The 20,626-nt window shown below is 63.8% G+C and carries 20 protein-coding genes; 9 read left to right on the plus strand and 11 right to left on the minus strand.

The window, feature by feature from the left end; translation table 11 throughout:
• Positions 1 to 57: 57 nt before the first annotated feature.
• From M511_RS12190 to M511_RS12220, 7 genes are read right to left on the minus strand one after another with little or no spacing between them, the layout of a single operon-like run.
• Positions 58 to 1,131, minus strand: a complete 1,074-nt coding sequence (locus tag M511_RS12190; RefSeq protein WP_010395486.1) for a 2,3-butanediol dehydrogenase — start codon at positions 1,129 to 1,131, stop codon at positions 58 to 60.
• Between the two features lie 11 nt (positions 1,132 to 1,142).
• Positions 1,143 to 1,472 carry a carboxymuconolactone decarboxylase family protein gene (locus tag M511_RS12195; RefSeq protein ID WP_010395485.1) on the minus strand — a complete coding sequence of 110 codons (330 nt, stop codon included), beginning with the start codon at positions 1,470 to 1,472 and terminating at the stop codon, positions 1,143 to 1,145.
• Positions 1,469 to 2,257 carry an SDR family NAD(P)-dependent oxidoreductase gene (locus M511_RS12200; RefSeq protein WP_010395484.1) on the minus strand — a complete coding sequence of 263 codons (789 nt, stop codon included), beginning with the start codon at positions 2,255 to 2,257 and terminating at the stop codon, positions 1,469 to 1,471. Before M511_RS12200 ends, M511_RS12195 begins: the two co-directional genes overlap by 4 nt.
• A 52-nt stretch (positions 2,258 to 2,309) precedes the next feature.
• Complete coding sequence (locus M511_RS12205; protein ID WP_085502317.1) at positions 2,310 to 3,413, minus strand: acetoin dehydrogenase dihydrolipoyllysine-residue acetyltransferase subunit; 1,104 nt, start codon at positions 3,411 to 3,413, stop codon at positions 2,310 to 2,312.
• Position 3,414: 1 nt separating this feature from the next.
• Positions 3,415 to 4,422 carry an alpha-ketoacid dehydrogenase subunit beta gene (locus tag M511_RS12210; protein WP_010395482.1) on the minus strand — a complete coding sequence of 336 codons (1,008 nt, stop codon included), beginning with the start codon at positions 4,420 to 4,422 and terminating at the stop codon, positions 3,415 to 3,417.
• Positions 4,423 to 4,435: 13 nt separating this feature from the next.
• A complete protein-coding gene (locus M511_RS12215; protein ID WP_010395481.1) occupies positions 4,436 to 5,416 on the minus strand; it encodes a thiamine pyrophosphate-dependent dehydrogenase E1 component subunit alpha in 981 nt (326 codons plus the stop codon).
• Between the two features lie 20 nt (positions 5,417 to 5,436).
• Positions 5,437 to 6,450: an ATP-NAD kinase family protein gene (locus tag M511_RS12220; protein ID WP_085502318.1), complete on the minus strand. Its 1,014-nt coding sequence runs from the start codon at positions 6,448 to 6,450 to the stop codon at positions 5,437 to 5,439.
• 135 nt (positions 6,451 to 6,585) lie between these two features.
• Between M511_RS12220 and M511_RS12225 the strand changes: the two genes are divergently transcribed.
• Positions 6,586 to 7,722 (plus strand): RNA polymerase factor sigma-54, encoded by a 1,137-nt coding sequence (locus M511_RS12225; RefSeq protein ID WP_085502319.1) that lies wholly within the window; start codon positions 6,586 to 6,588, stop codon positions 7,720 to 7,722.
• A 4-nt stretch (positions 7,723 to 7,726) separates the two neighbouring features.
• On the opposite strand, the gene M511_RS12230 is transcribed toward M511_RS12225, so the two are convergent.
• Positions 7,727 to 8,644 carry a LysR family transcriptional regulator gene (locus M511_RS12230; protein ID WP_010395477.1) on the minus strand — a complete coding sequence of 306 codons (918 nt, stop codon included), beginning with the start codon at positions 8,642 to 8,644 and terminating at the stop codon, positions 7,727 to 7,729.
• Positions 8,645 to 8,809: 165 nt separating this feature from the next.
• Here M511_RS12230 and M511_RS12235 point away from each other — a divergent pair, with 165 nt between their 5' ends.
• From M511_RS12235 to M511_RS12265, 7 genes are all read left to right on the plus strand, one after another.
• The gene (locus M511_RS12235) at positions 8,810 to 10,009 is read left to right on the plus strand and encodes an ABC transporter substrate-binding protein (RefSeq protein ID WP_085502369.1); all 1,200 of its coding nucleotides are present in this window, start codon (positions 8,810 to 8,812) and stop codon (positions 10,007 to 10,009) included.
• Positions 10,009 to 10,785, plus strand: coding sequence for an ABC transporter ATP-binding protein (locus M511_RS12240; protein WP_010395475.1), 777 nt, complete (start codon positions 10,009 to 10,011; stop codon positions 10,783 to 10,785). Before M511_RS12235 ends, M511_RS12240 begins: the two co-directional genes overlap by 1 nt.
• Complete coding sequence (locus M511_RS12245) at positions 10,782 to 11,486, plus strand: ABC transporter ATP-binding protein (protein ID WP_010395474.1); 705 nt, start codon at positions 10,782 to 10,784, stop codon at positions 11,484 to 11,486. Before M511_RS12240 ends, M511_RS12245 begins: the two co-directional genes overlap by 4 nt.
• A gap of 1 nt (position 11,487) precedes the next feature.
• On the plus strand, positions 11,488 to 12,375 hold the full coding sequence (locus M511_RS12250) for a branched-chain amino acid ABC transporter permease (protein ID WP_010395473.1): 888 nt from the start codon (positions 11,488 to 11,490) through the stop codon (positions 12,373 to 12,375).
• Between the two features lies 1 nt (position 12,376).
• A complete protein-coding gene (locus M511_RS12255) occupies positions 12,377 to 13,375 on the plus strand; it encodes a branched-chain amino acid ABC transporter permease (protein WP_085502320.1) in 999 nt (332 codons plus the stop codon).
• 44 nt (positions 13,376 to 13,419) lie between these two features.
• On the plus strand, positions 13,420 to 15,018 hold the full coding sequence (locus M511_RS12260) for a GMC family oxidoreductase (RefSeq protein ID WP_085502321.1): 1,599 nt from the start codon (positions 13,420 to 13,422) through the stop codon (positions 15,016 to 15,018).
• Positions 15,019 to 15,090: 72 nt separating this feature from the next.
• Positions 15,091 to 15,621 carry a DUF3016 domain-containing protein gene (locus M511_RS12265; RefSeq protein ID WP_240547619.1) on the plus strand — a complete coding sequence of 177 codons (531 nt, stop codon included), beginning with the start codon at positions 15,091 to 15,093 and terminating at the stop codon, positions 15,619 to 15,621.
• 24 nt (positions 15,622 to 15,645) lie between these two features.
• Here the strand turns inward: M511_RS12265 and M511_RS12270 are convergent, their stop codons facing one another.
• On the minus strand, positions 15,646 to 17,049 hold the full coding sequence (locus M511_RS12270; protein WP_085502323.1) for an aldehyde dehydrogenase family protein: 1,404 nt from the start codon (positions 17,047 to 17,049) through the stop codon (positions 15,646 to 15,648).
• 309 nt (positions 17,050 to 17,358) lie between these two features.
• Here M511_RS12270 and qhpR point away from each other — a divergent pair, with 309 nt between their 5' ends.
• Positions 17,359 to 18,339: an AraC-like transcriptional regulator QhpR gene (gene qhpR, locus M511_RS12275; RefSeq protein ID WP_085502324.1), complete on the plus strand. Its 981-nt coding sequence runs from the start codon at positions 17,359 to 17,361 to the stop codon at positions 18,337 to 18,339.
• Here qhpR and M511_RS12280 read toward each other — a convergent pair.
• Together M511_RS12280 and qhpE are read right to left on the minus strand one after the other, a co-directional pair.
• Positions 18,243 to 19,964, minus strand: a complete 1,722-nt coding sequence (locus M511_RS12280) for an ABC transporter ATP-binding protein (RefSeq protein WP_085502325.1) — start codon at positions 19,962 to 19,964, stop codon at positions 18,243 to 18,245. The two genes, qhpR and M511_RS12280, sit on opposite strands and share 97 nt — an antisense overlap.
• Positions 19,957 to 20,625, minus strand: a complete 669-nt coding sequence (gene qhpE, locus M511_RS12285) for a subtilisin-like serine protease QhpE (protein ID WP_085502326.1) — start codon at positions 20,623 to 20,625, stop codon at positions 19,957 to 19,959. Before qhpE ends, M511_RS12280 begins: the two co-directional genes overlap by 8 nt.
• Position 20,626: the final 1 nt, after the last annotated feature.

Genomic DNA, 20,626 nt, shown 5'->3' on the forward strand with positions numbered 1-20,626 from the left:
CCGGCGCGACCATAGCACGAACCGGCCGCGACGGTGCAGAAATCTTGCGCGGCCCGTTTAACGCGACAGGTCGATCAGGATTTTCAGCTGGCTGCCAGCTGGATCAAGCAGGGCGTCGAACCCCTCGCTGACTGCCTGATCCAGAGTGATGCGCTTGGTGATCACCCGGCTGGCCGGGATCGCGCCCGAGGCGATCAGCTCGATCGTGCGTGGCCAGCTATGGGTCGGATAACACCATGAGCCGCGGATCTCGGCATCTTTGAAGGTCAGCTGGAAAAAGTCGATGCTTCCCTTGCCCGGATGCAGACCGGTCTGGACGATGACACCCTGTTTGCGCACCGCATCAAGGCAGGATTGCAACGCCCGTTCATTGCCGACGCATTCCAGCGCCACGTCACAGCCAAGGCCCGAACCGGTGGCCTTGCGGACCTGCTCTCCGACGTCCTCGCGGGTGGGGTTTATGGTGACGACGCCCGGCACGACCTCGGCGGCCAGTTTCAGCCGCGTGTCATTCACGTCCGACACAAATAGCCGCGTCGCCCCAAAAGCCCTTGCGGTCAGCAGCGCAAGAATGCCGATGGGGCCCGCCCCGGTGACCAGAACCGAGTCCCCCGCCGTGATCCGCCCGCGGTCGCAGGCATAGACGCATACGGCGGTCGGCTCGACCAGCGCGGCCTCTTCGTCGGTCATCCCGTCGGGGATCTTTTCGACGTTATAGTCGTTCAGCAGCGCCATCTCGGCCATCCCGCCCGAGATCCATGACAAGCCGACCAGCGCAAGGCTGCCCGAAAGGTTGTGCCAGCCGCGATCGGCGAAATATTCATCGCTGCGCGGCATGATCAGCGGCTGAACCGCAACGCGGTCGCCGGTCGCGACTTTGGTCACGCCTTCGCCCACCGCGACGACCGTGCCGCCGAATTCATGGCCCAGAACCTGCGGTCCATGAGCGCCGGAACAGGGGTGTGGTTCGATCGGGATAAAGATCGGCCCCGAGGCATATTCATGCAGATCAGTGCCGCAGATCCCGACATGGCTGTTGCGGATCAGAACCTGACCGGGACCGGGCTGGGGTGGTTCGGGAATATCCTCGATACGCAGATCGCGGGCGGCATGGAAACGTAATGCTTTCATGGTTTTTCCCTTTAAAGTTCATCAAATGCTGCAAGGGCCTTTGCGGCATAGACCGTCCCGGGACCACCTGACATTTCGACGGCTACGGCCAGCACCTCCAGCAACTCGTCGCGGCTGGCGCCATGGGCCTTGGCTTCATTGGTGTGAAAGATGACGCAGTCCTCGCAGCCGCGCCCGATGGCGACGGCAAGGGCTATCAGTTCTTTCATCGCGGCGCTGATCCGGCCTTCGCGGGTGGCTGCGACCATCAGCCCGCGAAAGGCGGACATGGTCTTGGGATCGGCCTTGTATAGCGTGGCTGCACGCGCATTCATCTCGGTCAGTTTCTGTTTCGCGGTCATATCAGCACCATGCCTCCATCGACGACCAGGCTTTGCCCGGTCATGTAATTCGATCCGTCCGAGACGAGAAAGACCGAGACACCGGCCAGGTCGTCGGGGCGCGAGGGGCGGCCAAGCAGGATCCCGGCCGAGAATTCATCGAAAGCCTGATTGTCGTGCTGGGTCAGCCCCTCATCCTTGAAGCCCCTGTCGATCAGTTTCCACATATCGGTGGCGACCACGCCCGGGCAGATCGCGTTGACGCAGATACCGTGGCTGCCAAAGGCCCGCGCCGCGGCCTGGGTCAGCGCCACGACCGCGAACTTGCTGGCCGAGTAATGGGCCAGCGGTTCATAGCCCTGTTTGCCGGCGATGCTTGCGGTATTGACGATCTTGCCGCCGCCGCCCTGGGCAATGAACTGTTTCGCGGCCTCCTGAATGCCGATCAGCACGCCCATGGCGTTCACATCCATGACGCGATGCCAATCTTCCTCGGTGATGTCGCTGAATGGTTTGACCTGTGCGATACCTGCATTGTTGAACATCGCGTCCAGCCGCCCGTATTCGGCGACGGTACGGGCAATCAGCTCGCGCATGCTGGTACGGTCGGTCACATCAACGGCAATGCCTATTGCCTGACCGCCGTCGGCGCGGATCTCGGCTGCTGTGGCCTCGGCGCTGTCTATGGCGATATCGGCGATCACCACATGAGCGCCGGCCTGTGCCAGACCTGCGGCTATGGCGCGCCCGATGCCGCGGCCAGCGCCGGTGACGATGACCGAGCGGCCCTTGACGGAATTGCTCATGTCCTTCCCTCCCTTATTGCAAAGGGCCGCCCCCTTGGGGACGGCCAGCGGTTCAGGCGATAAAGTCGCGGATAAGGCGGTTTACCTCGGCTGCTTGCTCCATCTGGACCATATGGCCGGCGTCGGGGATGACGTGACGCGTGGCCGAGGGCAGGTTTTCGGCATGAGCGGCGGGAATGATCGCATCGCCCTGACCCCAGATCACCTGCGTGCGCACGCCCGAGGCGGCCAGCGCCCCACCCATCTCTGCCGCTTGCCTGCCAGCACTAAAAAGGCTGCCTGCAAGTTCAGAAAGAAATTCAGAAACACCATCCAGTCTTTTGTATTTCAAAAGATCTTCGATCATTGAACGACTGACAAGAGACTGGTCGTTGAACAGATGCGCCAGCACCGGCTTAAGCTCTTTGCGCCCGGCGGCATTGACGAAACCGTCGATGTAATCGCTGTTGATCTCGGGGCCGAGACCTGCCGAACAGATCAGCGTGACCGAGGCCGCGCGTTCGGGATGCCGCGCAGCCAGAGTGCCGGCGACAAGCCCGCCCATCGAGTGACCTGCCAGATGGGCACGTTCAAGCCCCAGATGATCCATGAAGGCCGTGACGGTCTCGACCAGCAGATCCAGCCCGGCGGGACGTGCCGATTTCACCGACTGGCCATGGCCGGGCAAGTCCGGCGCATAGACGGGGCCACCCTCGGCCAATGCGTCGATGTTGAAAAGCCAGTTGTCCAGATCGCCGCCAAAGCCGTGGATCAGGATCAGCGCTGTGCCTTGGCCCGGCCTTTCGGCGTAGCGGATCCGGCCCATGGAAAGATCGGCATATTGATAGCTTGGACCGGCCGCCTCATCGTCGCTTCCTGCCGCAGGGGTGGCATAAGAGGCGACATAGGCGTCGATTTCGGCATCCGTGACGTTTTCAGGCGCCATCACCGCCAGCAAAGCGCGGACGGGATAGGTCTCGCCCTCGGCGCCGATGCGGCGGCGTAACAGGCCGCCGTCGGCCGCCTCGACCACATTGGCGATCTTGTCGGTCTCGACATCCATGATCTCATCGCCGGGGCTGATCGTGTCGCCTTCCGAGACATGCCAGGCGGAAAGCTTGCCCTCTTTCATCGAGAGGCCCCATTTCGGCATCAGGATCGGGGTGATATCGGCCATGTCAGTTCTCCATCGTCTTGCGGACGGCCTCGGCGATGCGGGTGGCCGAGGGGACGTAGCTGTCCTCAAGCGAGGGCGAGAAGGGTACCGGCGCATGGGGCGGCGTCACCATCTGCACCGCCGCCTTGAGCGCGTCAAAGGCCTCTTGCGCCACGGTTGCCGATATGTCGGCGGCGATCGAACAGCGCGGGTTCGCCTCATCGACGCAGATCAGCCGTCCGGTCGCCTCGACGCTTTCCAGGACCGTGTCCATGTCGATGGGTGACAGGGTGCGCAGATCGATCACCTCGACCCCGATACCTTCCTTTTTCAGCAGATCGGCAGCCTCAACCGAGCGTCCGACCATCTGGCCATAGGTGACGATGGTGGCGTCGCCGCCTTCGCGGACGATGTTCGCCTCGCCAAAGGGGATGGTATAGGGTTCTTCGGGGACGTCGGCCGTGCTGGCGTAAAGGTTCTTGTGCTCAAGAAAGATCACCGGGTCATTGTCCCGGATCGACTGGATAAGCAGCCCCTTGCAGTCATAGGCATTCGAGGGGCAGACGACCTTGAGCCCCGGGATATGGGTGAAAAGCGGGGTCAGCATCTGGCTGTGCTGGGCAGCGGCGCGAAAGCCCGCCCCGCACATCGCCCTGATTACCACCGGAGTTTCGGCCTTGCCGCCGAACATGTAGCGAAACTTGGCCGCCTGGTTGAATATCTGGTCAAGGCAGACCCCGATGAAATCGACGAACATCAGTTCGGCCACCGGTCGCAGCCCTGCTGTCGCCGCCCCGATTGCCGCGCCGACATAGGCGCTTTCGGACAAAGGTGTGTCGATCATCTGGTTGGGGTGTCTGGCATAAAGCCCCTTGCTGACCCCCAGAACGCCACCCCAGGCGTCGTCTTCGCCCTTGGCGCCGGCGCCGCCGACGATATCCTCGCCCATCATGATCACGGTGGGGTCGCGGGTCATTTCCTGATCCAGCGCCTCGTTCACCGCGTCCTTCATGCTGATGATGCGTGCCATGGTGAGCCCTCCCTCAATAGGTCACATAAACGTCGGTTGTCAGTTGCCCGGGGCCGGGCAGCGGCGCGGCCATTGCCCCGGCCACGGCCTCGTCAATCAGGGCCGCCACCTCGGAATCGATGGCGTTCAGCTCATCATCCGAGATCACGCCCGCCTGTGTGACCTTCTGGCGAAACAGTTTGAGGCAATCGTTGTGTTCGCGGTTGTATTCATTCTCGCCCGGGGCCTTGTAGGTCTGGGCGTCGCCTTCGAAATGCCCAAAAAAGCGCACGTTCTTGCATTCAAGCAGCGTCGGCCCGCCGCCTTCGCGGGCGCGGCGGATGATCTCGCCAGCAGCCTCGTAGACCGCGAAAAAGTCGATGCCGTCGACGGTGATGCCCGGCATGCCAAAGCCCGTTGCCCGGTCCACATAGCTGTCCGATGCGGTGGCGTAATCGACCGAGGTCGACTCGGCATAGCCGTTATTTTCCACCACAAAGATCGCGGGCAGGTTCCAGATCGCGGCCAGGTTCATGCTTTCCAGCACCGTGCCCTGGTTCGAGGCGCCGTCGCCGAAAAAGGTGATCCCGACCCCGTCATGACCAAGCTTTTGCGCCGCCAGCGCCGCGCCGCAAACCAGGGGCGCACCAGCACCAAGGATGCCGTTCGCACCCATCATGCCCAGCGACAGATCGGCGATATGCATTGAGCCACCCTTGCCCGCGCAACAGCCGGTCGCCTTGCCATAGATCTCGGCCATCATCGCCTTCACATCGACGCCCTTGGCGATGCAATGGCCATGGCCGCGATGGGTCGAAGCGATGCGGTCGCGGTCGTGCAGATGCATCATGATGCCCACTGCCGTCGCCTCTTCGCCGGCGTAAAGGTGGACAAAGCCCGGGATCTCGCCACGGGCGAAATCGACATGCAGCCGCTCTTCGAAATCGCGGATGGTGCGCATCTTGCGATAGGCTTCGAGCAGCCGTTCCTTGGGTAGGGGAAACGGATTGGACATGAACTCCTCCCTTGTCCGGTTCAGTCTGGATTGCGGATAAACAGTCCGGCCTGCGCGGCACGGGCCATGCAGGCGGGCACATTGATTGTGCGGAAGGCATCGGGGATCAGTCGCACCCCGACCTGGTCGCCTTCGTCAAAGGTCAGCTCGCGCTCTCCGTCAAAGGCCAGGGTGCCGGCTTGGATCGAGGGCCGGTGCGTCTCACCCGGGGTCATCCGCGTGACCTCGGAAATGCCGACACGGTCGATCAGCCCCGGCGCAATCGGTGCCGTCAGTTGGCGTGGCGCGTCGGCCGCCAGGCGGATGTGCCGCCCCTCGGGCGCATCGCGGTCCACCGGGTCGCAAAGCCCCGCGATGGCTGACATGCCGATCGCCTGCGGCAGGCCGAAAGTCACGAAGAGATCGCGGAAACCGGCGGTTTTCCAGATCGCGCGAGCGCCGGTATAGCGGTCCTCGACGACAGCGACATCGACAAGCGCGATCTCTCGCCGGGTGCCAAGCGTCACCTCAAGCCATTTGTTCGCCCTTAGCGCCACGTCGCCCGGCACCTGTCCCGAGGCGAATAACCCGACTGCGAGGCCAGTGATCGTCGGCTCGCGCAGTTCGGGAAAGGCATTGTTGGTCCCGGTCGAGACCCCCGCCACAGGCACATCGCCGCAGGCGCCGACCACCACCCGGTTGGTGCCGTCGCCGCCCAGCACCACGATAGCCGCGACACCTTCCGCAGCCATCATCCGGGCGGCGCGGGCGCTATCCTCGGGCGTGGCGGTAACGGGCATGTCGAGATAGCGCAGGCGGGGGAAAACCCCCTGTCCAAGGCGCTGTTCGCGCTGGATGCTGCGTTCCAGATGAAAGCGGATGCCGCCATGTTCGGGCATGGCGACAACCTCATCAACGCCGGTTGCAGCCAGTCCGGCCATCATGCGCAGCACGATGTTGGCCCGATCGTTGATGGGCAGGTTCCCTGCATGAGAGATCACCCGCCGGATGTCACGGGCAGAAACCGGATTGGCGATGATGCCGACCTTGACCATGTTCGTCCTCCCTGCCCATCATGCAAGCAACGCCGGTGCCAAATTCGGCAGGCCAGTTTTGCTGGGATTTCCGTGGGCAGGTGTTGCAAGGCGGTGCAACACTGTGGCGCAACAGGTCGGGACAGAAAGGGCAGGATGCAAAGTCAGGAACAGCGCCAGATCCGCGGCCTTGCGTTAAGCCAACAGATGCGGCTGTCGCTTGATTTGTTGCGCATGGACGGCGCGCGCCTGCGCCGCAGATTGCGGATGGAGGCGGCGCGCAACCCTTGTCTTGAGCTGATCGAGGCGGCGGATGCACTGTCCCCCCGACAGGCGCTGACGGATCAGATCGGCCTGTTGCGCCTTTCCGGGGCGGATGCCGGGCTTGCCCGCGCTTTGGTCCATTGCCTTGATGATCACGGCTGGCTGGTTGATCCCCTGCCCGAAATTGCAGGCTGGCTGGATGTGCCGGATGCGCGGATCGAGGCGCTTTTGCCGGTATTGCAGGGGCTTGAGCCGCCCGGCGTCTTTGCCCGCGATCTGGCGGAAAGTCTGCGGTTGCAACTGCGGGCGCGCGGGCGACTGGACCCGATGATCGAGCGGCTGCTTGGGCGGCTGGACCTTGCCGCCGCAGGCGATCTGGCAGCAATTCAGGCCCATTGCGGATGCGATGGTGAGGATGCGGCAGGAATGCTTGCCGATCTGCGCGCCCTGTCGCCCTATCCGCTGGCTGAGGGCGCAGTCCCCGCTGCGCCGCCCGAGCTGGAGTGGACCCCCGACGGCGGTGTCCGACCGCTTGATGCCCCCGCCCTTGGCCTGCGTCCAGAGGGGAGGGCTGGGGACACGGCCCTGGCCCGCGCGCTGGTTTCAGCGTGTCAGGCACGGGGGGCAAGCCTGTTGCGCATCGCCTCGGCCATGGCCGAGGTTCAGGCGGGATGGCTACGCGGAGAGGGGGCGTTACGGCCGCTGACCCTGTCTGATCTGGCCGCGCGGCTGGGGCTGGCAAAAAGCACGATCAGCAGGGCGGTCGCCGGGGTGGCCATGCGCAGTCCGCGCGGTACCGTGCCTTTGCGCAGGTTGCTTTTGGCACCTGCCAGCCCGCGAAACCCGGGCATTGGGCGCGAGGCGGCATTGGCGGCACTGCGCGGGCTGATCGCGGAATGGCCGGCAGGTCAGCGGATCTCGGACGCGGCGCTGACGCAGGCACTTATGGGGCAGGGCGTTACCTTGTCGCGTCGGACAGTGGCGAAATACCGGGCTGAACTGGGCGTTTCCGGCTGGGGGCGCGGCTAAAGCGTCAGCCCGGTCCGGGATGGCCGATCGGGCGCGACAGCAGGTGACCGCGTTCGGCCAGCCTCTGGGACAGAAAGCCGATCACCGCGCGCACCCATTGCGTGACCCGCATATCTCGATGACAGGTCAGCCAATAGGTACGCGTCAGCCGTACCTGATCGGGCAGCACGATCTGCAGCTCGGGGTATTTCGCTGCCACATACCAAGGCAGAATTCCGATGCCTAGCCCATTACGAACCGCCGACAGTTGGTTGAATATGCTGGAACTTTTAACGCTTGCCCGGATCGAGGGATGAACTTCGCCCAGATAGTCCAGGCCGGGGGCAAAGATCATCTCTTCGATATAGCCGATAAAGCGCATCTGGCGCAGATCTTCGGGGCTGTTGATTGGCGGCAGGCTTTTGAGATGTTCGCGAGTCGCGTAAAGGTGCAGCGTGTAATCGGCCAGCCGTTCGGACCGATAAGGGCCGCTTGTCACCGGGTCCAGCGTGATCGAGATATCCGCCTCGCGCCGCGATAGCGACAGCACCTGAGGCATGGCGATCAATTCGGGCGAGATCAGCGGAAAGCGGGCGATGAAATCGGGCAGAAGGTGCGTGGAAAACAGACTGCTGAACCCCTCGGGCATGGCCAGCCGCAGCGGACGGGGCTGACCGGGCGCGCTGCGCTGGTCCAGCGGGATCAGCCCTGCGGCCTCTTCCATGCGCTCGGCCGCCTCGATCAGGCGCTGACCCGCCGGGGTCGGCTCATAGCCGCGCGGATTGCGTTCGAACAGGCGGGTATTCAGTGCCTGTTCCAGCCGGTCGATGCGGCGCGAGACGGTAACATGCGAGGTTCCGAGCGAGCGTGCGGCGCGTGAGAGCTGTCCATCGCGTACCACCGCCAGAAAGAATTGCAGGTCATCCCAGCTCAGATTTGCCATTTGTTCATAAATGCACAGGTCCTGTAAGTAATTAAACCTCTCTGAACACTTGTGTCAAAACCGAATTCTCGGCATCGTTCTGTGCAAGAGGGTGGGGATGGAGTCGCCCTCGACTGTAATGGGACAGCATTCCCGGTTGAAGGGATGCGCCTTTGGGAGGAAATGATGCGTAAGTTTTTGCTGTCGACCGCCGCGGTCGGCCTTATTGCCGCGCCTGCCGTTGCCGAGGTTTCGGACGGCGTGGTCAAGATCGGGATCCTGAACGACCAGTCCGGGGTCTATGCCGACTTTGGCGGCAAATATTCCTATGAGGCCGCCAAGATGGCGGTCGAGGATTTCGGCGGCAAGGTGCTTGATGCCTCGATCGAGGTTGTCACCGCCGACCACCAGAACAAGCCCGACATCGCCTCGAACATTGCGCGCCAGTGGTATGATACCGAAAAGGTCGATGCGATCATGGAGCTGACGACCTCTTCGGTCGGTCTGGCGGTGCAGGCGCTGAGCCAGGAAAAGAAAAAGATCACCATCAACACCGGCGCAGCCACGACCGAGCTGACCGGCCCGCAATGTACCCCCTATGGTTTCCACTGGGCCTATGACACCCATGCGCTGGCCGTCGGCACCGGCGGTGCGCTGGTGAAGGCGGGCGGGGACAGCTGGTTCTTTCTGACCGCCGACTATGCCTTTGGCTATTCGCTGGAAGAGCAGACCGGCAATTTCGTCAAATCGCAGGGCGGCACGGTCGTCGGTGCGGTGCGTCACCCGCTGGCGACGACGGATTACTCGTCCTTCCTGTTGCAGGCGCAGTCCTCGGGTGCCAAGGTCATCGGCCTTGCGAATGCCGGTATGGACACCCAGAACGCCATCAAACAGGCGGCTGAATTCGGCATCACTGCGGGCGGTCAGCGCCTTGCCGCGCTGCTGTTCACGCTGGCCGAGGTTCATGGCATCGGGCTGGACGCCGCGCAGGGGCTGACCCTGACCGAAAGCTTTTACTGGAACCGCACTCCGGAATCGCGCGAATTCGGTGAACGCTTCAAAGAGCGTACCGGCGTCATGCCGAACATGGTTCACGCCGGCACCTATTCGGCCGTGACCCAGTACCTGAAGGCGATCCAGGAAGCTGGTACCGACGAAACCGGGGCGGTCGCCGCCAAGCTGCACGAAATGCCGGTGAACGACGTCTTTGCCCAGAACGGCAAGGTCGGGCCGAACGGGCGGCTGATCAAGGACGTCTACCTGATGGAGGTCAAGGCGCCGGGCGATGTGAAAGAGGACTGGGATTACTATAACGTCCTTGCCACTATCCCGGGGGACGAGGCTTTCCTTAATCCCGCCGAAAGCGGCTGTCCGCTGGTCAAGTGATGGCATTGTCTGTGGCAACGCAGGCCGGGCCGCGGGTGGTTCTTTCCGCCCGTGGCCTTGGCAAGGATTTCTCGGGTTTCACGGCGGTGAATGGCGTCGATCTTGATGTCCATCACAGCCGTATCCACGCCCTGATCGGGCCGAACGGGGCAGGCAAGACGACAGTCTTCAACCTGCTGACCAAGTTCCTGCAACCGACGCGGGGGCAGATCACATTGCTTGATCAGGACATCACCCATACCCGCCCCGACAAGGTGGCGCGGATGGGGCTGGTCCGCTCGTTCCAGATCTCGGCAATCTTTCCGCATCTGACCGTGCGTGAAAACGTCAAGGTTGCGCTGCAGCGCCCGGCAGGGCTGGCGACGCAGTTCTGGCTGCCGCTATCCTCGCTTGACCGGCTTGATGCGCGCGCCGATGAACTGATCGAAAAGCTGGGCCTGTCGCGCTGGCGCGATTATCGGGCGGCGGATCTGTCCTATGGCCGCAAGCGCGTGCTTGAAATCGCGACGACGCTGGCGCTTGACCCCGCCGTCCTGCTGCTGGACGAGCCGATGGCCGGCATGGGGCAAGAGGACGTCGCCATGGTCGCCGATATCATCCGCGACGTCGCCAGCGAACGCGCCGTGCTGATGGTCGAACACAACCTCAGCGTCGTGGCCGATATCTGTCACCACGTCACCGTGCTGCAACGGGGCGAGATCATTGCGACGGGCGATTACGCCACCGTCTCGGCCGATCCGCGCGTGCGCACCGCCTATATGGGGTCCGAAGCATGAGCGCGCCGCTTCTGAACGTTGGCGACCTGCAGGCCTGGTATGGCGAAAGCCATGTCCTGCACGGCGTGAACATGACCGTCGCCGAGGGCGAGACGGTCTGCATTCTTGGCCGTAACGGCATGGGCAAGACCACCACCCTGCGCACGATCATGGGGATCTTGCGCAAACGGACCGGGCGGATCGAATTCGCCGGCCGCGACATGATGGGGGTGCCCCTGCATCACACGGCCCGCGCCGGGCTGGGCTTTGTCCCCGAAGAACGCGGCATCTTTGCCAGCCTCTCGGTCGAGGAAAACCTGATGCTGCCCCCCAAAGTGGCCGAAGGCGGCATGTCGGTCGATGAGATCTACGAGCTTTTCCCGAACCTGCGCGAAAGGCGCAACAGTCAGGGCACCAAGCTGTCGGGGGGTGAGCAACAGATGCTGGCCATGGCGCGCATCCTGCGCACCGGCGCGCGCTGCCTGCTGCTGGACGAGCCGACCGAGGGCCTTGCCCCGGTCATCATCGACGCCATTGGCGAGGTGCTGAAAAAACTCAAGAGCCGGGGCATGACCGTGGTGCTGGTCGAGCAGAACTTTCGCTTTGCCGCCAGGGTCGCCGACCGTTTCTATCTGATGGACCACGGCCGGATGACGGCGGAATTCCCGGTCGCCGGGCTGCCGGCGCAGATGGACATGCTGCATCGGGAACTGGGGGTATGACATGACCATGATCTTTGGCGTGCCCGTGCAGGCCCTGATGGGGCAGTTGCTGGTCGGGCTGATCAACGGCAGCTTCTATGCGCTTCTTTCGCTGGGGCTGGCGGTGATCTTTGGCCTTTTGCGGGTCATCAACTTTGCCCATGGCGCGCAATACATGCTGGGCGCCTTTGTCGCGCTGCTGCTGTTGACGGTGGGCGGTATCAACTACTGGCTGGCGCTGATCCTTGCGCCGCTGATCGTCGGGCTGTTCGCGGCGCTGGTGGAAAAGACCATGCTGTCGCGGCTTTACCGGCTTGATCCGCTGTACGGGCTGCTTTTCACCTTTGGCCTTGCGCTGGCGATCGAGGGGACCTTCCGCTGGTTCTTTGGTGCCTCGGGCAAGCCCTATGCGCCGCCGTCGCAACTGACCGGAGCGGTGAACCTTGGCTTCATGTTCCTGCCCGTCTATCGCGGCTGGGTGGTCATCGCCTCGCTGGCCGTCTGTCTTGGGGTATGGCTGCTGATCGAGCGGACCCGGCTGGGCGCCTATCTGCGCGCAGCGACGGAAAACCCGGTGCTGGTGCAGGCATTTGGCGTGAACGTGCCGCTGCTTTTGACGCTGACATATGCGCTTGGCGCGGGGCTTGCGGGCTTTGCCGGGGTGCTGGCAGCGCCTGTCTATCAGGTCTCGCCGCTCATGGGGTCAAACCTCATCATCATCGTCTTTGCCGTAGTGGTGGTCGGCGGCATGGGTTCGATCCTGGGCGCCATCGTCACCGGCTATCTTCTGGGCGTGGTCGAGGGGCTGACCAAGGTCTTTTACCCCGAAGCCTCGAATATCGTGATCTTTGTCATCATGGCTATCGTGCTGATCCTGCGGCCTGCGGGCCTTTTCGGAAAGGATGCCTGACATGGCCGCTAAATCCGAACCCATCGCGACCGAACAGGTCGCAGCCCACCCCCGCGCCGGGCAGGTGCGGCTGGTGCTGCTGGTGATCGCGCTGGCCGCCCTTTTGGCGGCGCCGCTGTTTCTTTATCCGATCTTCCTGATGAAGCTGCTGGCCTTTGCGCTGTTCGCCTCGGCGTTCAACCTGCTCCTGGGCTATACCGGGCTTTTGTCCTTCGGCCACGCGGCCTTTTTCGGGGGCGCCGCCTATTTCACCGCCCATGCGGTCAAGGTCTGGGGCTGGTCGCCCGAGGCGGGCATCCTGCTGGGCGTGCTTGGCGCGGCGGCGCTGGGGCTGGTGATGGGCGCCATCGCCATCCGCCGTCAGGGGATCTATTTCGCCATGATCACGCTGGCGCTGTCGCAGATGTTCTTTTTCTTCTGCCTGCAAGCGCCCTTTACCCATGGTGAGGACGGGATCCAGTCGGTGCCGCGCGGCCATCTGTTCGGCGTCATCGACCTGAACCAGCCGCTGAACATGTATTACTTTGTCCTTGCGGTCTTTGTGATCGGGCTGCTGATCATCTGGCGCTTTGTGAACTCGCCCTTTGGCATGATCCTGAAGTCGATCCGCGAGAATGAAAGCCGCGCGATCTCGCTTGGCTATTCGGTCCAGCACTACAAGCTTGGCGCCTTTGTCATGTCGGCGGCGCTGGCGGGGCTTGCGGGTGGGGTCAAGGCGCTGATCTTTCAGTTCGCCACGCTGACCGATGTGACCTGGCAGATGTCGGGCGAGGTGATCCTGATGACGCTTTTGGGCGGTATCGGCACGCTGTTTGGGCCGATTGTCGGCTCGGGGCTGGTGGTGACGCTGCAAAACGTGCTCGCCACGTCGGATTTCCCGGTCACCATCATCACCGGGCTGGTCTTTATGGTCTGCGTGCTTTTGTTCCGCAGGGGCATCGTGGGCGAGTTCTGCGCCACGAAACTTGGCAAGATGCTCGGCTTCCGAACCGAAAATTGACGGCAAGGCCCGCGCTGATGCGGGGGTCAGGCATGGAGTATCCGATGGAAAGCTACGACTATATCGTGATCGGCGCGGGCAGCGCCGGTTGCGTGCTGGCCAATCGCCTTAGCGCCGACCCGCGTAACCGGGTGCTGCTGCTTGAGGCAGGGGGGCGCGACAATTACCACTGGATCCATATCCCGGTGGGCTATCTGTACTGCATCGGCAATCCGCGCACCGACTGGGGGTTTCGCACCCTGCCCGAGCCGGGGCTGAACGGGCGGGCGCTGCTATATCCGCGCGGGCGGGTGCTGGGCGGCTGTTCGTCGATCAACGGCATGATCTACATGCGCGGGCAGGCGGCCGATTACGACCATTGGCGCCAGCTTGGCTGCGCCGGCTGGGGCTGGGACGATGTCCTGCCGCTGTTCAAGGCGCAAGAGGATCATTATCGCGGTGGCGACGAGATGCATGGCGCGGGCGGTGAACTGCGGATCGAGACGGCACGGGTTCGCTGGGCGGTGCTTGACGCCTTTATGGAGGCGGCCGAACAGGCAGGCATCCCTCACACCGAGGATTTCAACCGCGGCAATAATGAGGGCGGCGGCTATTTCGACGTGACCCAGCGCAAAGGCTGGCGGTGGAGTGCGGCCAAGGCCTTCCTGCGTCCGGTACGCAACCGCCCGAACCTGCGCATCCTGACCGGGGCCGAGGTCGAAAAGCTTGTGATCGAGGCGGGAGAGGTCACCGGAGTTCTCTTTCACCATCAGGGCCAGCGGCGCGAGGTCCGTGCGGCGCGTGAAACGGTGCTGGCGGCGGGGGCCATCGGCTCGGTCCAGATCCTTGAACATTCCGGTGTCGGGCGCGGCGATGTCTTGCAAGCCGCCGGGATCGACACGCAGATCGAGGTTCCGGCTTTGGGTGAGAACCTGCAGGACCACCTGCAATTGCGCATGGTCTATAAGGTGCAAGGCGTGCCGACGCTGAACGAAAAGGCCTCGCATCTGTTGGGCAAGGCGGCGATCGGGCTGGAATACCTGCTGAAACGCTCGGGGCCGATGTCTATGGCGCCCAGCCAGCTGGGCATCTTTACCCGTTCGGGGCCTGACAAGGCGACCCCGGATCTGGAATTCCACGTCCAGCCCGTCAGCCTCGATAAATTCGGGGACCCGGTGCATCCATTCCCGGCCATGACCGCATCGGTCTGCAACCTGCGGCCCGAAAGCCGGGGATCGGTCCATGTCACCGGGCCGGATTTCCGCGCCCATCCAGCCATCCAGCCGAATTATCTGGCGACCGAGGGCGACCGCGAGGTGGCAATGCGTGCCATCCGCCTGACCCGTAACATTGCCTCGCAACCAGCCTTCAGCCGCTACGGGGCCGAGGAATATCTGCCCGGCTCCGCCCTGCAAAGCGATGAGGATCTGATCAAGGCTGCGGGCGATATCGGCACGACGATCTTTCACCCGGTCGGCACCTGCCGCATGGGCCCGGACGACGCGGCTGTGGTTGATCCGCGTCTGCGGATGCGGGGGCTTGGACGGTTGCGTGTCGCCGATGCCTCGATCATGCCGACGATCACCAGCGGCAATACCAACGCTCCGGTGATGATGATCGCGGAAAAGGCGGCGCAGATGATGCTTGAGGATGCACGGGCCTGACGGCCAGCTTTGACTTTTCGTGCGACCCGCCCATATGTTTGGACAGGGGTTGGTTATGCGAAAGGCAAGACCATGCTCAGGACCATCTGCCTGTCACTGTCTCTGACGCTTGTGGCGCCGGGTGTCATTGCCGCACCGGTCGCGCCCGACCCGGGGCGCGTCGCCGTCACCTACATAACGCCCGAGCGGTTCCGCGACCGCGAACTTCATCGTGAACGCAGCCGGACCTCGGCCTTGGCAGAGTTCGACCGCTGGTTCGCCGAGCTTGGCACCCGCTACCTGCCGCCCGGTCAAAGCCTTGTGATCGAGATACTCGACATCGACCTTGCCGGTGAGTTCGAGCCTTGGCGCACGGGGTTCGGTGATGTGCGCTTTTTGCGCGACGTGACCCCGCCACGCATCCATTTGCGCTATCGGCTGATGCAGGATGGTGTGACCATCCGGACGGGCGAAGAGCGGCTGACCGACATGAATTATCTGTCGGACCCGCGCGGCCATAACAGCAGCAGGCGCTTTGTCTATGACAAGCTGCTGCTACAGGACTGGTTTCGCAAAAGCTTTGCCACCCCGCAACGCCGGAACGGGTCCGATCTTGCCGGTTGAGACGGGACCGGACCCCGGGGGCGATCAGCGCGCCTCGTTCAGGATGCGGATCTGGGTGAACTCGGCCAGCCCTTCCTCAGCGAATTCGACACCGAGGCCTGATTGCTTGGCCCCGCCAAAGGGGATGTTTGGCCCGAAATCCAGATGTTTGTTGACCCAGACAGTGCCGCTTTCGATGCGTTCGGCGATGCTGCGCGCCAGATCGCGATCCTCGCCCCAGACCGAGCCGCCGAGGCCAAGCTCAAGCCGGTTCGCGCTTGCCACTGCCGATTCCACATCGTCAAAGCGGATCACCGGCAGGATCGGGCCGAACTGTTCCTCATCGACGATCTGGTCACCGTCCCTGACGTCGGCAACGATGGTCGGGCGGATAAAATAGCCCGGCCCCTCGGGCAGGGTACCCCCGGCGATGATGCGGCCATCAGCGCGCGCCGAGTCAAGGAAGCCTTTGACCTTTTCATATTGCATGCGGTTTTGCAGCGGGCCGATGGTGGTGCCTTGCTCAAGCCCGTCTCCGACCACGGCGGCCTCGGCCAGTTCGGCCAGACGCGCGCAGACCTCTTCGTAGACAGAGTCGTGGACATAGGCGCGCTTGATCGCCAGACAGACCTGACCGGCATTCATAAACGCCCCTGCGAACAGACCCGGTGCGACCTTGGCAGGGTCGGCACCCGGCAGCACGATAGCCGCGTCATTGCCACCCAGCTCAAGGGTCAGCCGCTTGATGGTCGAGGCGGCGCTGGCCATGATCTTTTGTCCCGTCGCGGTCGAGCCGGTGAACGAGATCTTGGCCACATCGGGGTGGGTGGTCAGCGCCGGGCCAAGGTCGTTCTGATCGGTGATGATATTGACGACGCCTGCGGGCAGGACCTCGGCCATGATCTCGCCCAGTTTCAGCGTTGTCAGTGGCGTCGTCGGGGCAGGTTTTACGACCAGGGTATTGCCAGCCAGCAGCGCCAGCGGCAGCTTGAAGGCCACGATCAGCACAGGGAAATTCCACGGGATGATCGCACCGACGACGCCCAGAGGCTTGCGGAACTGGCGCACCAGGCGGCTGTGGTTATCCTCGATCACCTTTACCGGCAGATCATAGCCTGCCAGATGGCGGATGAAGGCGCAGGTGTACAGGATCTCGGCCTGCGCCTCGGGCAAGGGCTTGCCCTGTTCCTGTGTCAGCAGCCGGGCAAAGGCATCGGCCTGCGCCTCCAGCCGGTCGGCAATGGTCAGGATCAGGGCGCGGCGTTCCCCGATCGGGCGGGCGGCCCAGCCGGGAAAGGCGGCCTTGGCCGCCGAGACCGCCGCGTCAAGCTGTGCCTGCGAGGCACGCGGCGCCTCGGCCAGAACCTGTTCATTGGCGGGGTTGATGACTGGCATGGTCATGTCACCCTTGACCAGCTTGCCGTCGATCAGCAGTCGGTATTCCGTCATGTCTTCCTCCCAGAAGCGTTGCGATACTCTGGGACAGGGGGGCCAGGCGATTCTTGCCATATCCGGCCAATCCGCGCCCCGCAGGCGGGTTTGCGTGAAATCTGGCCGGAAATGCCAAATCGACCTTTCCGCGAAAATCCGGTGAAAGCGACAGTTTCTTAACGGTTTTCTGGCAACTTAGGGGCTTATGGGCCTGATTAACGGTCGCGTTGGGGATCGCCGGCTTGATGTGCTACAGTTTGTCGCAACAGGGAAATAGCCGGGGCAAGGCGCGAAACAGCACCAGCCGGCGCAGCCACGGGAAATGCCATGCAGATGTCATGGATTCGCGGAGCCATCGCATCAATGCTGCTGGGGGGCGAGGCCGAGCCCGTTCAGGCGGCGCCCGATCCCCAGATGCCGCTGGAAAACTTTGTCAGCCGTCTGGAACAGGATCGCGCCTCCAGTCCCGACGGGCTTTACTGGTGGCGTCTGGGCGAAAGGGTCGATCTGGGCAGCCTTGGCATTCTGGGCAGTGCGGTCGCGGCCCGCCGCACCCTTGGTGAGGCGCTGCGCAGCTTTGCCCGGGGCTTTCCCTTGCTGCAATCAAACAGTGACGTCTCGTTCGAGGTGAACGGGGATGAGGCGCAGATCTGCTACCGTGTTCTTGATCCGCGTATCTGGCCGCGCCGCGGCGACAGTGAACTGACGCTTGGTCTGATCCGCGGCATCTGCGACCGCTATGGCGTCCCCCGCGAGGCGATCCGGGATCTATGCTTTGAACATGCGCCGGACCGCGATCCACGTACGCTTGCCCGCTATCTGGGCCGAACCCCCCGCTTTGGCGAGGATGAGAACCGGATCATCTTTTCGGCCCGTGTGCTGGGCAACGTGCCGCGCTTTCCGCCCCAGGAAGACGCAGCAGTGATGGCCCGCCACATGGAGGGGGCCTTGCTGGATCTGCGCCGCCAGACCCCGGTTGTGCAAAGGGTGCATCAGCTGATCCTTGGCCGCATGGATCGCGGTATGGTCAATCAGCGACAGGTCGCTGCCGAACTGGGCATGTCCGAGCGTTCGCTGCGGCGGGCGCTGGCGGCCGAGGGGCAGCCGTTCCACCAGATCCTTGAAGAATGCCGCCGCATCCATGGCTTTGCATTGGTGGTGCGCAGTGAGCGGCTGTTTGGCGAGATCGCCTTGCAGCTTGGCTATTCTGATCAGACCGCCTTTTCACGGGCATTTTCGCGCTGGTATGGCGTCTCGCCGCGTGAGATCAGAAAGATGGGGGCCGAGGAAACCAGCGTGATCCGCTGATCGAACTCTCCCTCGCGCGCTGGACCGCTATGGGCGATAAAGATGCGCGTGGTTTTGTTATGCCGCGCCTCGATCGCGGCAAGGATACGCCTGCAGGCAGCATCGTCGATCTCGGAAAAAGCTTCGTCAAAGATCAGGATATCGGCCGGCCGCAAAAGGGCGCGGGCGATGGCGATGCGCTGGCGCAACCCGCCCGAAAGATCGGCCCCGGTTTCGGCAATCGGGGTGGCCAGCCCCAGCCTTTCCAGTGCCCAGCTGGTCAGATCCGCATCTGCCAGCGCCCGCCACAGCGCCTGATCGTCGGCATCCGGCACGGCAAGGCGCAGGTTCTGCGCCAGTGTGCCGCGCAAAATCGCCGGACGCTGCGCCAGGTGGGTGATGCGGGCGCAAAGGGCTCCGGGGCGCAGATGGCTGACCGTAGCCCCTGAAAGAAGGGCATAGCCCTCGGCCAGCGGTGCGTCGCGGGTCAGCGTGGCCATGAGGCGAGATTTACCGATGCCTGATGGACCGTCCAGCAGCACGCGCTGACCGGGCAGGATTTCGGCGGTTACCGGATAATGGGCCGCGCCTTCGGCACGGGCATCGCGCAAGGTGATGGTCAGGGGCCCCGGCGGTGGTGCGGCACCCGTGTCGGGGCGGGCAGAGCTGATCACCGCCCCCAACCGGTCGGCTGCGACCCTTGCGCGGGCTTGCGCGTGATAAAGGCCCAGCAGGTTGCGTAGCGGCCCCGACATCATCCCGGCATAGGCGAGAAACGCGACCAGAGTGCCGATCTGCCAGTTGCCGCGCACCACCTGCCAGCCACCGGCCAGCAGGATCGTACCGCGCAAAAGCGCGGTGATGGTCTGGCTGACGGCACCCACGGTTTCGGACCACAGACGCTGGCGGGTCAGTGCGGCGATCTGTTCCTGCTGCGCCATGCCAAAGCTCTTTTCACGCTGATCCAGCGCATTGAGGCCGCGCAGCGTCGCCCGTGCCGCCAGCGTCTCGGCCATCTGTGTGGAGAGTGCGCCGCGCTGGTTGCGCACCATCTCGGCCAATGTGCGGGTCCGGGGGCGGGCGCGGGACAGAAACCACAGCTCGAATGGTGCGGCGAGCAGCGGCAGCATCGCCATGCGCCAATCCAGCGCGATCATCAGGCCCAGCCCCCCGGCCAGACGGAACAGCGCCCCGACAGCGACCAATCCGGTGTCAAAGGCAAAGCTTTGAATTTCTGCGCAATCTCCGTCCAGCCGCGCCATCGCCTCGCCCAGGGGCAACTCGGCACGGGCGGGATCGCGGGCAAGGGCTGCCGAGAACATGCGTCCGCGCAGGTGGGCCAGCATATGGGCCGAGGCACGCAGATGCAGCATGGAATTTGCTATCCCAAAGCCCACCGCACCCAGACCCAGCGCAAAGGAAAGACCGGCCCAGAAAATCAGCGCCTGCATGTCCCGGGCCATGATTCCGGCGTCGATCACCTGCCGGGTCAGCATCGGCATTGCCAGCCCAAGGGCGGCCGCCAGCAGTGATGCCAACAGCACGACCATCCCCAAGGGCAGCGCCCGCGCCATGACGGGGGCGAGCCAGCCAGCCGCCTCGGCGCCAAAGATCATCCGGGCAAGGCGGGCGGCAAGCCTATCCATGATTACGTCTTTGCTCTGGACCGTGATGGATGGCGCGTGCGGCCAGCGCGGCGGTGGCCTTTGCCCCGTCCAGCCGTCCGGTTTCGGCCATGATTGCCGCCAGATGCCCCGCGACGCGGGCCGCGCCAAGGCTTGCGCCACCCATGCCGGGCGGGGCGTGTTCAGGTGAATTGCACCATGCGCCGAACAGTGCAGGCCCCAGTTGCGACAGATCCCCCCATCCGCAGCGCGCGTCCCCGGTTGCGGCAATGACCCCCGGATAGGCGGCGGGATAACATGGTGCGCCCCGGGCCGGGTAGGCAGCGACAAGGACCGCGCCCGAGGTGACCAGTGCCTCGCAGGCCAGACGCAGCGGGGTGCGGTTGGCGGCAAGGCCCAGGCTCATGCAGATCACCTCGGGGCGGACGTCGCCCATGGCGGCAAACCAGCGCAGTGCTGCGGCGACGCGGAATGCGCTGGTCACGGGGCGGTCGTCGAAGACCTGTGCATGAATAATCGCCGCGCCCGGACAGGCGCGGCGGATCATTGCGGCGACGGCGGTGCCGTGGCCCAGCCGGTCAGGCCGGGCCGCGACGGCCGAGCCGTCAGCCATAAATGCGCGGGCATCACCCAGGCGATCTTTGGGGCCGGGGCCGCTGTCGATCACCCCCACCCGCAGCATT

Origin of the sequence: Paracoccus sp. J56 (genome assembly GCF_019633685.1) — a bacterium.
Taxonomy (GTDB): domain Bacteria; phylum Pseudomonadota; class Alphaproteobacteria; order Rhodobacterales; family Rhodobacteraceae; genus Paracoccus; species Paracoccus kondratievae.